Source organism: Paraliobacillus sp. JSM ZJ581 (genome assembly GCF_044383835.1).
GTDB lineage: Bacteria > Bacillota > Bacilli > Bacillales > Amphibacillaceae > Paraliobacillus.
This window is the reverse complement of the sequence record NZ_JBISEP010000001.1, coordinates 217,683-232,535: the sequence shown is the minus strand read 5'-3', so window position 1 is coordinate 232,535 and position 14,853 is coordinate 217,683. Positions and strand designations below refer to the sequence as shown.

Genomic DNA, 14,853 nt, shown 5'->3' with positions numbered 1-14,853 from the left:
GATAATGAATAAAAGATATGTCATGATTTGTTTTTTGTTACTGATAAGTTTCTTTGCGTTACCTAATACAATAAATGCTTCGCAAGACAATGACAATAACAATGTATATGAATGGCTTAATGATGACGCAAATAAACAGCAAGATTCAGAAGAAAAAAATAACAGTAAACAAATGAACAAAGAGCAAGATAGTAACGATTTGACGATTTCAGAAGATCAATCAACCAATTTTTTTACTATTGTTGTTCGTATCGTCTTTTCACTATTGCTAATTGTTGGATTGATTTACGGCATGTTAAAACTGATTAATAAAAAAAATAAATTTGCTAGGCAATCAAACATTTTAAAAAACTTAGGCGGTATTCCTTTAGGAACAAATAAATCTGTTCAAGTGATTCAAATAGGTGAACGTTTATTTGTGGTCGGTGTTGGGGAAAACATTGAACTTCTAACAGAAATACAAGACCAGGATTTAAAGGATAAACTTTTTGCTGAAAAAAACCCGGATAGTGAAAATAGTTCGCACATAACAAAAATACTTGGCAGTACATTTAGCAATTTATCGATTAAAAAAGAAAAGAACGAAGAAAAAATATCAGACTCTTTTTCTCATCTGTTTAAATCTGAATTAAATAATTTAAAACAGACGAGAAAAAAGGTTACCAATCGTTATAAACACAAGGAAGAAGATAAATATGAATGAATTTATTGACTTATTCTCAAGTACAGATCCAAGTAATGTTTCAACAGCCGTTCGATTACTGTTACTGTTAACAGTATTTTCATTAGCACCAAGTATTATTATTTTATTAACTAGTTTTACTAGAATTATCGTTGTTTTGTCTTTTGTTAGAACTTCATTGGCGACACAACAAATGCCACCAAATCAAGTTTTAATTGGAATTGCTTTATTTCTAACGTTTTTTATTATGGCACCTACGTTCCATCAGGTGAATCAAGAGGCCATCACACCTCTATTTGAAGAAGAGATAACTTTAGATGAAGCTTATAACAAGGCAAGCATGCCACTAAAGGAATTTATGGCAAAACATACAAGGCAAAAAGATTTAGCCTTGTTTCTAAAATATAATGAAGCAGAGAAACCAGAGAAAGTGGAAGACATTCCTTTAACCACGCTGATACCAGCCTTTGCAATAAGTGAATTAAAAACGGCTTTTCAAATGGGGTTTATGATCTTTATTCCATTTTTAGTAATAGATATGGCTGTAGCCAGTGTTTTAATGTCCATGGGGATGATGATGTTGCCTCCGGTTATGATCTCACTTCCTTTTAAGATATTATTATTTATTTTAGTAGATGGTTGGTATTTGATAACTGAATCACTACTGCAAGGATTTAGTTAGTTGTTTGAAGAGGTGAAAAGATGAGCGCAGAATATGTCATTACATTAGCGGAGCAAGGAATTTATACTGTGTTAATCGTTACAGGTCCATTGTTGTTACTAGCACTTACTGTTGGCTTATTGGTTAGTATTTTTCAAGCTACAACACAAATTCAAGAACAGACACTTGCCTTCATACCAAAGATTGTTGCGGTGTTGATTGGGCTAGTTGTTTTTGGTCCATGGATGCTAGTGCGCATGGTCGAATTCGCTAGTAATATTTTTCGAAATTTAAATCAGTTTGTAGGTTAATGGTATGTTAGAAGTGATTAATTTGAATTATTTACCATCTTTTTTACTTATACTTGTTCGATTTACTGCTTTTTTTGCAACTGTCCCTATTTTTTCATATCGAAATGTACCAAATCAATTCAAGGTTGGTATCGCTTTTTTCTTGGCTGTGGTGACATTTTATACAATCGAAGCTCCTGACATTGCAATTGATCTTTCCTATTTATTATTAATTGGGAAAGAAGCACTGATTGGTTTACTACTCGGACTTATCGCTTACATGATTTTAGCGGCTGTCCAAATTGCCGGAGGATTTATTGATTTTCAAATGGGCTTTGCTATTGCCAATGTCATTGACCCTCAAACAGGTGCACAAGGACCTTTAGTAGGTCAATATTTTTACACGATAGCTATCCTTTTTTTGTTGACTGTTGATGGACATCATTTGCTTCTTAATGGCGCGATGTTTAGCTTTGAAATGATTCCATTAGATCAATTCATTAATTTTAATAATGAAAATATCGCACTATTTATTGTTGATACGTTTAATCAACTATTTTTGATTGCTTTTCAATTAGCTATTCCTATTGTTGGATGTTTGTTTTTAGTGGATGTTGCATTAGGAATTATAGCTAGAACAGTTCCTCAATTAAATGTCTTTGTAGTAGGGTTACCACTTAAGATTTTAGTTGCGCTGTTTGTTATATCAATGTTTATAGTTATGTACATCTCGATTGTGAAGGATTTATTTACGCTTATGCTCGAAGCGATACAAGTATTGATTAAATTATTTGGAGGAGCTTGATGAACATGCAATTAAAGCTGGACCTGCAGTTCTTTGCTGGTGAAAAAACAGAAAAAGCAACTCCAAAAAAGCGTCAAGATACTAGAAAAAAAGGGCAAGTAGCCAAAAGTCAAGATGTTAATACAGCAATTTTGTTATTTTTAGTATTTTTATTATTTATTGTAATTGGTGGTATGTGGAAGGATCAAATGACAGGCCTCTATCAAAAGTCATTTACAGAATACATACATTGGGATGTTACACAAAATAACCTTCATACCATGATGGTGGAAGTGACGGCTTATATAGCTAAAACACTGGCTCCCGTTATGGTGGTTGCTATTGTTGCCGGACTTGCCGCAAACTTTATGCAAATTGGTTTTCTTTTTACAGGAGAACCGTTGAAGATGCAATTGAATAAAATTGACCCGATTCAAGGGGCAAAACGAATTTTTTCGGCCAGAGCTTTAGTTGAATTAGTTAAATCGCTATTGAAAATTGTTGTAATTGCTGCGATCACTTTTTCTATTTTGTGGATGAACAAAGATGAAATGATGATGTTAGCGGGAAAAAGTGTAGATGGTGCATTAGCCTTTTTTGGCAATGTTACAGTATTAATGGGAATTTTTTCTTCCATTGCATTATTACTTCTTTCTGTAATTGACTATGCTTATCAGCGATATGATTATGAAAAAAACATCAGAATGTCAAAAAATGATTTGAAAGATGAACATAAGAATATTGAAGGTGATCCACAAATTAAAGCAAAAATTAAGGAACGTCAACGTCAAATGGCAATGAGAAGAATGATGAGTGAAGTTCCTAATGCTGATGTTGTTATAACAAACCCAACGCATTACGCTGTCGCGATTAAATACGATGAAGAAAAAGCAGATGCTCCTTATGTTGTTGCTAAAGGTGTTGATTTTGTTGCATTGAAAATAAGAGAAATTGCAAATGCAAATCAAGTGGTGCAAGTGGAAAATCGACGTTTAGCAAGAGCATTATATGCCAATGTTGAAATTGGCGATATCATTGACGAAACATTCTTTCAAGCAGTAGCAGAAGTTTTAGCCTATGTTTATCAAATGGAGAAAAAGGCGTGAGAGATATAAGTTAGGAGAGGAAATAATGAAAGTAAGTGATCTATCCGTAATATTAGGTGTTATTTTAATTATTGTGATGTTAGTTATTCCTTTACCGGGATGGCTATTAAGTGTTCTTATATTAACTAATATTTCTTTAGCTTTAATCGTTATTCTTGTATCTATGAATACAAGTGAGCCGTTACAGTTTTCTATCTTTCCCTCATTATTACTTCTTTTAACACTATTTCGACTAGGCTTAAACGTATCAACAACTCGATCTATTTTATCTGAAGCAGATGCTGGTGGTGTTGTAGACACTTTTGGGACATTTGTTATTGGCGGTAATCCTCTAGTCGGTTTTGTTGTGTTTAGTATTTTAGTTATTATTCAATTTTTAGTTATTACCAAAGGGAGTGAGCGTGTATCTGAAGTTTCTGCTCGTTTTACTTTGGATGCCATGCCCGGTAAACAAATGAGTATTGATGCCGACTTAAATGCTGGAATGATCAATGAGCAACAAGCAAAAGCACGTCGTGAAAAAATTGAGCGAGAAGCTGATTTTTATGGCTCAATGGATGGTGCTAGTAAATTTGTAAAAGGTGATGCAATAGCCGGAATCATTATCGTTCTTATCAATATTATATTTGGATTAATCATTGGTATGATGCAAAAGGAAATGAGTTTTCAAGAAGCCATTAGTACATATATGCAGCTTACCGTTGGAGATGGTCTAGTAAGCCAGATACCAGCATTATTAATTTCCACAGCTACTGGTATTGTTGTCACTCGAGTTTCTTCCGAAGGGAATCTTGGTAGTGATGTAACAACGCAATTATTGCGCTACCCTAAGCTCCTATACATTGCAGCTGGAACAATATTTTTATTTGGCTTCACACCAATAAATTTCTTGTTAACAACTACTATTGCATCCATCTTAGGCTTTAGTGCATATTGGTTATCTCGCCAGACATCTCAACCAGTTGTTGATCATGAAATGGAAGAAGAACAAGCAGAAAGTGAACAAATGCAATCATCTGAAAATGTAGTTGATTTAATAAGTATGGATCCAATTGAATTCGAATTTGGCTATTCGCTTATCCCATTAGTAGATACGAATCAAGGAGGAGACCTAATGGATCGAATCGTGATGATTCGTAGACAATTGGCTATTGAATTAGGAATTGTTATTCCCGTGGTCCGTATTCGGGATAATATTCAGCTTAGTCCAAATACGTATCAATTAAAGATTAAAGGGAATGAGGTGGCTCAAGGTGATTTAATGTTAGATCATTATTTAGCGATGATTCCTGGAGATGACGATGATGAAATTGACGGAATTAACACAACAGAACCAGCATTTGGACTGCCTGCTAAATGGATTAATGAAGATGACAAAGATAATGCAGAATTATCTGGCTATACGGTAGTTGATCCTCCATCAGTCGTTTCTACACATATTACGGAAGTGATTAAAAAACATGCACACTTGCTATTAGGTAGACAAGAAACGAAGCAATTAATTGATCACTTAAAAGAGTCGTATCCTATTTTAGTTGAAGAAGTGACACCTGAACCATTATCGATTGGAGATGTGCAAAAGGTTTTATCTAAATTATTGCGTGAACAAGTTTCCGTTCGTAATTTACCAGTTATTTTTGAGACATTAGCTGACTTTGGAAAGATGACAAATGACACAGAGCTGTTAGGAGAATATGCAAGACAGGCATTAGCTCCTCAAATAACGAAACAATATATGCAACAAGGTGGTACACTAAAAGTAATAACAATTGCAGGTGAGGTGGAGCAATTGATTGCTGATCATGTTCAAAACACGGAACATGGGAGCTATCTAGCATTAGACCCTAATACACAACAGAAAATTATACGATCTGTTACTGAAAAGGTGGAAAATGTTTCATTAGAGGAAGAAACACCTATTATATTATGTTCACCTACTATACGAATGTTTGTCAAACAATTGCTTGATCGGTTTTTCCCACATGTTGTTGTACTGTCTTTTAATGAGCTTGAACCAGATCTTGACGTTCAAAGTATAGGGGTGGTGAATGTAGCATGAAGGTAAAAAAGTATATTGCTCCTACGATGCCAGAAGCAATGTCGAAAATTCGAAAAGAGCTTGGAAATGATGCGGTAATACTTAATTCTAAAGTAATTCACACAGGTGGATTTTTAGGTTTATTTAAAAAAAGAAACATTGAAATCATTGCTGCGATTGATCCTGATCTTGCACAAAACAATGCTACAAATGAATTGAAAAGGGATGAAGGCTTACCATTTTCAAAGTCTGCCTTTCCTGAGACTAATCAAGCTAGTGATAACCAGCAACTAGTCTTGGATGAGGTTCGTTCTCTACGTAAATGGGTAGAAAAAAATAATGCTAGTCAACAGATAAGTGCTTTTCCGCAAGTTTATGAAGAAGTCTATACCTTATTGGTTGAACAAGATGTAGATGAATCATTGGCGCAAGAACTTGTGTCACGTGTCGAGCAGCAGTTCCATGATGAAGATATGACTGTTGATCAGGTAAAGCAGCTCATACAAGTGGAAATTAAAACAGAGTTAGAGCATATAGGCTGTGGTGGTGTAACGTACGATAAACAATTCATCCATTTAGTTGGCCCTACAGGTGTTGGGAAAACGACAACGATTGCCAAAATTGCTGCTAATTGTATGTTGCAAGACAAAAAAAATGTTGCACTTATTACTACTGATACGTATCGAATTGCTGCAATTGAACAATTAAAAACTTATTCAAAGATATTAGATGTTCCAATAGAAATTGTTTACACACTAGATGATTATAAAAAAGCAAAAGAAAAATTTAAAAATTATGATCTAGTTTTAGTTGATACAGCTGGGAGAAACTTTAGGGATCCTAAATATGTGAAAGAGTTAGGAGAAGTTATCGATTTAAAACATGACATTGACACCTATTTAGTTTTATCATTAACAACCAAATCAAGTGATCTAGTTTCGATTTATCAACAATTTAATACGATACCATTAAAACGAATTATCTTTACGAAAACGGATGAAACAGCCTCATATGGCTCTATGCTCAATATTACTATTCCTAATAATGTTGGTATTGCCTATATTACGACAGGTCAAGATGTTCCCGATGATATTTTCGAGGTGACTGGTGAAAAGGTTGGTCATTTAGTAGTTGGAGCGACTGAAAATGCTTGATCAAGCCACAAATCTAAGAAAAAGAATCAATCAAATGAATCGTAGCAAAGAAGCAAAAACAATTGCGGTTGTTAGTGGTAAGGGTGGGGTTGGTAAATCTAATTTTTCATTAAACTTTGCTATTACACTTTCAAAAATGAATAAGAAAGTTCTTTTATTCGATTTAGACATAGGGATGGGTAATATAGATATTTTAATGGGGGTACAAGCTAAACAAACAATTGTTGATTTATATGAAAAAGAGTTGTCTGTCTATGATATTATGGAATCAGGACCTTATTCATTATCTTATATTGCAGGTGGATCAGGCTTAAGAGAATTATTTCACATGGGTGAAAAGAAACAGAATTTTTTTCTGAACCAATTAGATGAACTTATCCTTAAGTATGACTATATCATTCTAGATATGGGTGCAGGTGCATCGTTGGATACTATGCGTTATGTGTTAGCTTCAGATGAAATTATTATCCTTTCAACACCTGAACCTACATCAATGATGGATGCTTATGCAATGATGAAACATATTCATTATTATGATCACGGCATCTTAATGTATCTATTAGTCAATCAAGCTCAATCAAATAAAGAGGGTGAACAAACAACAAAGCGCTTACAGCAAGTAATGAAGCGTTTTTTACAAAAAGATATTATTCCATTAGGCATATTACCAAAAGATAAAGTAGTCTCAAAAGCAGTTTTAACACAGACGCCATTTTCAATATTTGATCCTAAAGCTAAAATCACTCGTGCACTAGATGAGTTAGTTGCACAGTATGAAACAGGGGGTATAAAGAATCAGAACAACGGTCCTTCAGCTTTTATAAACAAGCTAATAAAATTTGTAAAAGAAAGGTAGACTGCCATGAATACAATAAATGTCTTAGTTGTTGATGACTCAGCGTTTATGCGTAAAATAATTACAGATATACTTCAATCACATCCTAGAATTCATGTGGTAGGTACCGCGCGTAACGGGAAGGATGCATTAAAGAAAATAGACGATTATAATCCTGATGTTGTAACGTTAGACGTCGAAATGCCAATAATGGACGGTATAACTACGTTAAAGGAGATTATGTCAAAAAAACCCCGCCCAGTAGTAATGTTGTCTAGCTTAACAAAAGAAGGGGCAGATAGAACAATAGAGTCTGTTTCGTTTGGTGCAGTTGATTTTATTACAAAACCTTCAGGATCTATTTCGTTAAATATAAGGGAAAAAGAAGAGGAGATAAAGACTAAAGTATTACAAGCCGTTCATGCTAATATACCGAATTTAGCCGAAAAACAAAAAAAAGCACCTATTGTTTCCACATTTACACAACAAGTCAAACTGAACGTAAGGAAAACAAAATCAATCGTAGCAATCGGTACTTCAACGGGAGGACCTAGAGCCTTACAACAAGTTTTGACACAATTACCAAAAGAATTCCCATCTCCTATTGTCATTGTTCAACATATGCCAGCTGGCTTTACTCAATCTTTAGCTAAACGCCTTAATAATATGTCGAAAATTGAAGTGAAAGAAGCAGAAGATGGAGAAATACTTAGAAATGGCACTGCTTATATCGCGCCAGGCGGTTATCAAATGCGCGTAGAAAGTAGAGGAAGTGCAAACATTATCCGCATCAACAAGGAAGCCCCAAGAAATGGGCATCAACCATCTGTTGACGTGCTATTTGAATCATTGGCGACATTAAGTTCTTATCAAGTGTATACCGTATTAATGACTGGTATGGGAAACGACGGTGCAAATGGATTAATCACATTGAAAAATAAAAAGAAAAATACAATTGCAATCTCTGAATCTAAAGAAACATGTGTTGTATACGGTATGCCTCAAGCTGCTGAGAAAACGAATCTAGTAAATTTTGTTGCGGAATTACCCGAGATCAGTCATGTGCTAATTAAACAAATGAAATCCAGAGGTGAAATCAATGGAAATGAATGAATACTTAGATGTTTTTATTGAAGAAAGTAAAGAACACATCCAATCGTTAAATAGTAATTTGTTAGAGTTGGAAAAAGATCCGAAAAACATGGATACAGTTAATGAAATATTCCGATCTGCTCACACGCTAAAAGGGATGTCTGCAACAATGGGGTATCAAGATTTAGCCGATCTAACACATAAAATGGAGAATGTATTAGACGCTGTTAGAAATGACAAGCTCCAACTAGATTCAACTATTATTGATATTGCTTTTGAAGCTGTAGATCAATTGGAATTTATGGTTTTTGATATTATTGATGGAGGAAATGGAAAGAAAGATGTCTCTGACTTAGTTGCACAATTAAAAGCCATTGAAGAAGGAGAACCAATTCGACATATTAAAACAAACGATTCAAATCCAGTAGATGCTTCTGAAAATGGAACACAAACGATAAAGATTGGTTCGCTTGACCAATTTGAAACAACCGTACTACAACAGTCATTAGAAAAGAAATTTAACAATTTTCAAGTGAATATTCAATTAGATGAAGGTTGTTTATTAAAAGCTGCTAGAGTGTATATGGTTTTTGAAGTACTTGAACAGATGGGTGAAATCATCAAATCTGAACCACTTGTAGCGGAACTAGAGGAAGAAAACTTTGAAAATGATTTTGCTGTACTTCTTATTACCCAAGAAGATAAAGAAACAGTCAAACAGAAAATAATGAAAGTGTCGGAGATTTCACAAGTCATCGTTTCAACGTTTGATGTAAAACAATCTTTTGAACCAGAAGCAACAGAGAACGTCTCACTTGAAGCAAGTAAGCAAAAATCAAGTAGTACAAGTAACAAAGAGGCTAAGAGCAAAAAAAATAGTAAAACTAGCCAGCTAACAAGTAAAACGATTCGTGTAAACATTGATCGATTAGATGCTTTAATGAATTTATTTGAAGAATTAGTTATTGATCGTGGCCGTTTAGAACAAATTGCCGGGACGATGAAACATGCAGAATTACAAGAAACGGTAGAACATATGACACGAATTTCCGGAGACTTGCAAAACATTATCCTTAATATGCGCATGGTACCAATTGATCAAGTGTTTAATCGTTTTCCACGCATGGTACGTCAATTAGCAAAAGATTTAAACAAACAAATTGAACTATCCATTCAAGGAGCAGAAACAGAGTTAGATCGAACGGTGATAGACGAAATTGGAGATCCTTTAGTTCACCTTATTCGTAACGCATTGGATCATGGTATTGAAATTCCAAAGGAAAGAGTAGAGAAAGGAAAGTCAGAAAAAGGAACATTAAAATTAAATGCGTATCACAGTGGAAACCATGTTTTTATTGAGATATCTGATGATGGTGCTGGTATAAATAAAGAAAAAGTTATTAAAAAAGCACTTAGCAATGGTGTAATTGACGAAGACCAATTAGCAACAATGTCTGATTCGCAAATACATCAATTAATTTTAGCAAGTGGCTTCTCGACAGCAGACCAAATTTCTGACATTTCTGGTCGTGGTGTTGGCTTAGATGTTGTCAAGAATACAATTGAATCATTAGGCGGATCGATCGAAATTGAATCTGAGTATGGTAAAGGCTCACTATTTTCTGTTCAGTTACCACTAACATTATCTATTATTTCAGTACTGTTAGTTGAAGTTAGTAAGGAAAAGTATGCCATTCCTTTATCCTCTATTATTGAAACAGCGATAATAAATAAAAATGAAATCATGCATGCACACAATAAACAAGTAATTGATTTCAGAGGAAAAGTGGTACCATTAATTTCTTTACACGATATCTTTGAAATCCCTGGTGATAAAGAAGATGAAGCGTTCCACTCTATTGTAATTATTAGACAAGGAGACAAAATGGCTGGTTTAATAGTTGATTCATTCATAGGGCAAAAAGAAATTGTATTAAAATCACTAGGCAATTATTTAACAGATGTATTTGCGATTTCGGGAGCGACTATATTAGGTGACGGTCAAGTTGCTTTAATTGTTGATACAAATGCATTAATTAAATAAAAGGGGATGTTAAAAATGACAGATACGATAATAGAAGCGCAAAATGAACGGTTAAAATCTATCGTTTTTCAATTAAACAATGAAGAGTATGCATTGCCTGTTTCCTATGTTGGTGGAATTGAAACGATGTTGCCTATTACACGTGTTCCTGGGGTTCCTAAATATGTTAAAGGTGTATTCAACCTTCGTGGTGTTGTGACACCTATTATTGATTTGAGAGAAAGATTTGAGCTTTCAAATTATAAAAATACAAAAAGTACCCGAATTATAATATTACAAATCAAAGATGTGGAAGTTGGTTTAATTGTTGACGCTGCTTATGATGTTGTAGATATTCCTAAAAATGCGATCGAACCTTCGCCAGAAGTAATTGGCTCAGTTCAAGTAGACTATATTCATGGTGTTGCGAAATTGAACGATCGCTTACTTATTTTGTTAGATATGGATCGAGTATTAAATATAGTTGAGTCCAAAGATCAATACTCTACAGAAAGTTAGAAGGTGATTACATGTCTTATATTGAATCATTAAATGACAACCAATTAGATGCGCTAAAAGAAGTTGGTAATATTGGTTCAGGAAATGCAGCTACATCCCTTTCTACACTTTTGCATCGAAAAGTAGACATGAAAGTCCCTGCTGTTCGAGTAGTGAATTTTGATGAAATGATGGATTTGGTTGGTGGACCAGATACACTTATTGTGTCTGTTTTCCTAAGAATTAACGGTGAAGCCCCTGGGAATATGTTTTTTGTATTATCACCAGATGAGGCAGAATCCTTCGTGAAAGAAATGACAGGAATGGAAGATTTCTCTATAAAGCAACCGCCTTTTGATGAAATGGGACTATCAGCTCTTCAAGAAATGGGGAATATCTTAGCTGGATCCTATTTATCTGCTTTATCTGATTTCATTCATATCTTAATGCAACCATCAGTACCATTACTGCATATTGATATGGCAGGAGCGATTTTAACACAAGGATTAATTGAATTGTCTCAGGAAAGTGATTATGCAATTATCATTGACACATTTATTAACGATATTGATAGCGAACGAGAACCAATCAAAGGACATTTTTTTCTTTTGCCAGATCCCGAGTCCTTTCCTAAAATTTTTGATCAACTAGGTGTGTCGAAATAATGGCTACACAAACAATAGATATCGTTAAAGTTGGTATTGCTGATTTAAAAACAGTCACAAATCCGGCACATCATTTACGGACTTCTGGTTTAGGTTCTTGTGTAGGTGTGGTTGTATATGATTTGTCAATGAAAATAGCAGGAATGGCTCATATCATGTTACCAGATTCAACTTTATCAAAAAAAAGTGAATTTAATCAATTGAAATATGCGGATACAGCTATTCCCATTCTAATGAACCAATTAATTAGCTTAGGCGCGAGAAAATATGGTTTAAAAGCTAAAATTGCTGGTGGAGCACAAATGTTTTCTTTTAGTTCAACAAATGATATGTTAAAAATAGGAAAACGTAATGAAGAAGCAGTAAAACATGCCTTAAAACAACTTGGTATACCAATTATTGCAGAAGATGTTGGTGGAAGTAGCGGTAGAACAATTGAGTTTATTTTATCAACTGGTATTTTAAATATAAGAACCGTTAATATGGGTGAACAACAGATTTAGTTTCAATAGAAATTAGCTAACAATGAGGTGATAAGCTTGTCTACTTCGAACCCGACAATTGATGTGCTATGGGATCAATGGATAAAAAGTAAAGATAATGAAATAGCGAATCAACTCGTTGAACATTACCTTTATCTTGTTCATTATCATACTCAACGAATTGCTGCTCACTTGCCACAAAGTATAGAGAAAGATGATATTAGAAGCCTTGGATTGTTTGGACTTTTTGATGCGTTACACAAATTTGATCATACGAGAGATCTTAAATTTGCTACTTATGCGTCCTTTCGTATACGTGGCTCAATCATGGACGGATTGCGTAAAGAAGATTGGTTACCACGTTCGACTCGTGACAAGGCAAAAAAAATTGAACAAGCGATTCAATTCCTAGAACAACGTTTATATCGGGAGCCTTCTGCTTCTGAAGTTGCCGAGTATTTACAATTAAGCAAAAGTGAAGTAGAAGAAGTCATTAAAGATTCATTATTTTCCAATTTATTGTTTATTGAAGATAAATCAACGGAGCATCAAGATAACTATAAAGAAGGCATCGGTTACAATCTTCCAGATGATCGTAATCCTTCACCAGAAGAAACAATAGTTAATACAGAGAATTTAAATGATTTGGCAGAATGTATTACATTATTGAATGAAAATGAACAGATGGTTATTAGTCTATTCTACAAAGAAGAGTTGACATTCACAGAGATAGGAAAAGTTTTAGGTTTAACGACTTCCCGTATATCACAAATACATAAACAAGCCATTTTTAAATTGAAGAAATCTTTAAGTACAGCTTTTAAAAACTTGTTATAATAAAAGAGGGATAAAACGATGGAATCTCTATATGAAATCTTTAAAGTAGATATATCTAAAGATAAGATGTCTGCAATACTCGATCAAAAGCAAGACTATGAAAAGGAAGTATTGACTGAACAGACTATCTTATCTTTCTTAGCTGCTCATCATGTTGAATACGGAATAAATCAGGCATTAATTAAAAAACTGGTCAATAATGAGGCAAATAGTCTTACTTTTCCTATGCAAATAGCTGCTGGTCTTCCTGCTGAAGATGGGGAAGATGGACAAATAACCTATGTATGTACACAGAATGAAATAGTTGAACATGAAGAAAGAAGGGATTTTCGTGATGTAAAGAAAATTCCTTCTTTAAAAAAAGGTGAAAAAATAGCTGTTATCTCTTCTCCTACATCTGGAAAAAATGGTAGAACAGTTTCCGACAAAGAAGTACAAGCAAAACAAGGGAAACCGGTAAAGATTAGGGCAGGTAAAAATGTTGTATATAGTGAAAAAGAACAATCTTTTTACGCAGCTATTGATGGTCAATTGAGTATTGGTAATAAAGTTATTCATGTATTTGATACATATGAGCTAAATACTGATTTATCATTAGAAACTGGTAATTTAAAATTTGTTGGCTCTATTGTAATAAGAGGAAATGTTCCAACAGGATATCGCGTTGAAGCAGAAGGAGATATCTATGTATATGGCTTAGTCGAAGGTGCTTACTTAGAAGCAAAAGGGAATATTTTTATTTCTGAAGGTATAGCTGGTTTACGTAAAGGTACAGTGATAGCTAATGGAGATGTGACTATTGGTTACGCAAATCAAGCAATTATTGATTCTGGTAAAGATATCATTATTAAGAATTCGATTATGCATAGCCGTTGTGTTGCAAAAGAACGTATTATTTGTAACTCTGGTCATATTATTGGGGGATCTTGCTCTTCTGGTAAATCGATTCAAGTGAAAGATGTAGGTAATAAAATGTCTACCAAAACTGAAATATCGATTGGGATTAACCAAAAGAATTATGAATTAGAGAATGCGTTGAATAAGGAGAAGCAGGATTTAGCTGATAACATAAAAAAATTACATATTCTTGGTGATAAATTAAAAGCAAAGCCATCAAATGAAATGAATGTGAAAGAACGTATTTTATTATTAAAACAACGTAATTCGTTAAAACAAAGCAATGAAAAAATGGAACAGATTGATGCACAATTAGACACGCTACAAGTTGATTTAGGGGATGAGGAAGAAGTCCGTTTAATTGTGAAAGGTACGATGTATCCAAATGTAGAATTGAGTTTTGGTAAATATAAAAAAACGATTACTGTACCACGAAAATATTCACAAATATATTTAGAAGATGGTGAAATAATTATACAGTCACTATAAAACTAAGGATGTGAATTGAATGAGTTGGAAAGCTGTTGAAATGCAAGTTGCATTACCTAGAGTACAAGATGCTAGTAAGATTCAAGAGCAAATACAGCAGCGAGGTCAGTTCATACAAGATACACTAGCAACTAAACAGTTAATTCAAGATGAGTTAAGACGCAAAAATGTGAATCAATCTGAAAAAAATGTAAAGTTAAAAAATGATCGTAAGCAAAAAAGTCAAGCAATGTCAAAAAAGAAAAATGAGAAACATGTACTTGAATCGAAAATACCTCATCCATATTTAGGTGGGCGATTTGACATAAATAGTTAAGAGG

At 34.0% G+C, this 14,853-nt stretch carries 16 protein-coding genes; all 16 read left to right on the top strand.

Annotation, left to right across the window (positions count from 1 at the left end):
• The first annotated feature begins 4 nt into the window (after window positions 1–4).
• From ACH6CY_RS01230 to ACH6CY_RS01155, 16 genes are read left to right on the top strand one after another with little or no spacing between them, the layout of a single operon-like run.
• On the top strand, window positions 5–703 hold the full coding sequence (locus ACH6CY_RS01230) for a flagellar biosynthetic protein FliO (protein ID WP_374065382.1): 699 nt from the start codon (window positions 5–7) through the stop codon (window positions 701–703).
• Complete coding sequence (gene fliP / locus ACH6CY_RS01225; protein ID WP_374065381.1) at window positions 696–1,364, top strand: flagellar type III secretion system pore protein FliP; 669 nt, start codon at window positions 696–698, stop codon at window positions 1,362–1,364. Before ACH6CY_RS01230 ends, fliP begins: the two co-directional genes overlap by 8 nt.
• A 20-nt stretch (window positions 1,365–1,384) precedes the next feature.
• Window positions 1,385–1,654, top strand: a complete 270-nt coding sequence (gene fliQ, locus ACH6CY_RS01220) for a flagellar biosynthesis protein FliQ (protein WP_374065380.1) — start codon at window positions 1,385–1,387, stop codon at window positions 1,652–1,654.
• 4 nt (window positions 1,655–1,658) lie between these two features.
• Window positions 1,659–2,438 (top strand): flagellar biosynthetic protein FliR, encoded by a 780-nt coding sequence (fliR, locus tag ACH6CY_RS01215; protein WP_374065379.1) that lies wholly within the window; start codon window positions 1,659–1,661, stop codon window positions 2,436–2,438.
• 5 nt (window positions 2,439–2,443) lie between these two features.
• Window positions 2,444–3,523: a flagellar biosynthesis protein FlhB gene (gene flhB / locus ACH6CY_RS01210; protein ID WP_374065495.1), complete on the top strand. Its 1,080-nt coding sequence runs from the start codon at window positions 2,444–2,446 to the stop codon at window positions 3,521–3,523.
• A 25-nt stretch (window positions 3,524–3,548) separates the two neighbouring features.
• The gene (gene flhA / locus ACH6CY_RS01205) at window positions 3,549–5,582 is read left to right on the top strand and encodes a flagellar biosynthesis protein FlhA (RefSeq protein ID WP_374065378.1); all 2,034 of its coding nucleotides are present in this window, start codon (window positions 3,549–3,551) and stop codon (window positions 5,580–5,582) included.
• Window positions 5,579–6,715 carry a flagellar biosynthesis GTPase FlhF gene (gene flhF / locus ACH6CY_RS01200; protein ID WP_374065377.1) on the top strand — a complete coding sequence of 379 codons (1,137 nt, stop codon included), beginning with the start codon at window positions 5,579–5,581 and terminating at the stop codon, window positions 6,713–6,715. The genes flhA and flhF overlap by 4 nt, the downstream gene beginning before the upstream one ends.
• Complete coding sequence (locus ACH6CY_RS01195) at window positions 6,708–7,571, top strand: MinD/ParA family protein (protein ID WP_374065376.1); 864 nt, start codon at window positions 6,708–6,710, stop codon at window positions 7,569–7,571. The genes flhF and ACH6CY_RS01195 overlap by 8 nt, the downstream gene beginning before the upstream one ends.
• A gap of 6 nt (window positions 7,572–7,577) precedes the next feature.
• Window positions 7,578–8,663, top strand: coding sequence for a protein-glutamate methylesterase/protein-glutamine glutaminase (locus tag ACH6CY_RS01190; RefSeq protein ID WP_374065375.1), 1,086 nt, complete (start codon window positions 7,578–7,580; stop codon window positions 8,661–8,663).
• Window positions 8,650–10,686 carry a chemotaxis protein CheW gene (locus ACH6CY_RS01185; protein ID WP_374065374.1) on the top strand — a complete coding sequence of 679 codons (2,037 nt, stop codon included), beginning with the start codon at window positions 8,650–8,652 and terminating at the stop codon, window positions 10,684–10,686. The genes ACH6CY_RS01190 and ACH6CY_RS01185 overlap by 14 nt, the downstream gene beginning before the upstream one ends.
• A 15-nt stretch (window positions 10,687–10,701) precedes the next feature.
• Entirely contained in the window at window positions 10,702–11,184 is a 483-nt protein-coding gene (locus tag ACH6CY_RS01180; RefSeq protein ID WP_374065372.1) for a chemotaxis protein CheW, read from the top strand.
• Window positions 11,185–11,195: 11 nt separating this feature from the next.
• Window positions 11,196–11,828 (top strand): chemotaxis protein CheC, encoded by a 633-nt coding sequence (locus ACH6CY_RS01175; RefSeq protein WP_374065371.1) that lies wholly within the window; start codon window positions 11,196–11,198, stop codon window positions 11,826–11,828.
• Window positions 11,828–12,331, top strand: a complete 504-nt coding sequence (locus ACH6CY_RS01170) for a chemotaxis protein CheD (RefSeq protein ID WP_374065370.1) — start codon at window positions 11,828–11,830, stop codon at window positions 12,329–12,331. Before ACH6CY_RS01175 ends, ACH6CY_RS01170 begins: the two co-directional genes overlap by 1 nt.
• A gap of 36 nt (window positions 12,332–12,367) precedes the next feature.
• On the top strand, window positions 12,368–13,147 hold the full coding sequence (locus ACH6CY_RS01165) for a FliA/WhiG family RNA polymerase sigma factor (RefSeq protein ID WP_374065369.1): 780 nt from the start codon (window positions 12,368–12,370) through the stop codon (window positions 13,145–13,147).
• Between the two features lie 18 nt (window positions 13,148–13,165).
• Window positions 13,166–14,533, top strand: coding sequence for a flagellar assembly protein A (locus ACH6CY_RS01160; RefSeq protein ID WP_374065368.1), 1,368 nt, complete (start codon window positions 13,166–13,168; stop codon window positions 14,531–14,533).
• Between the two features lie 19 nt (window positions 14,534–14,552).
• Window positions 14,553–14,849 (top strand): hypothetical protein, encoded by a 297-nt coding sequence (locus ACH6CY_RS01155; RefSeq protein WP_374065367.1) that lies wholly within the window; start codon window positions 14,553–14,555, stop codon window positions 14,847–14,849.
• The last annotated feature ends 4 nt before the right edge of the window (window positions 14,850–14,853 follow it).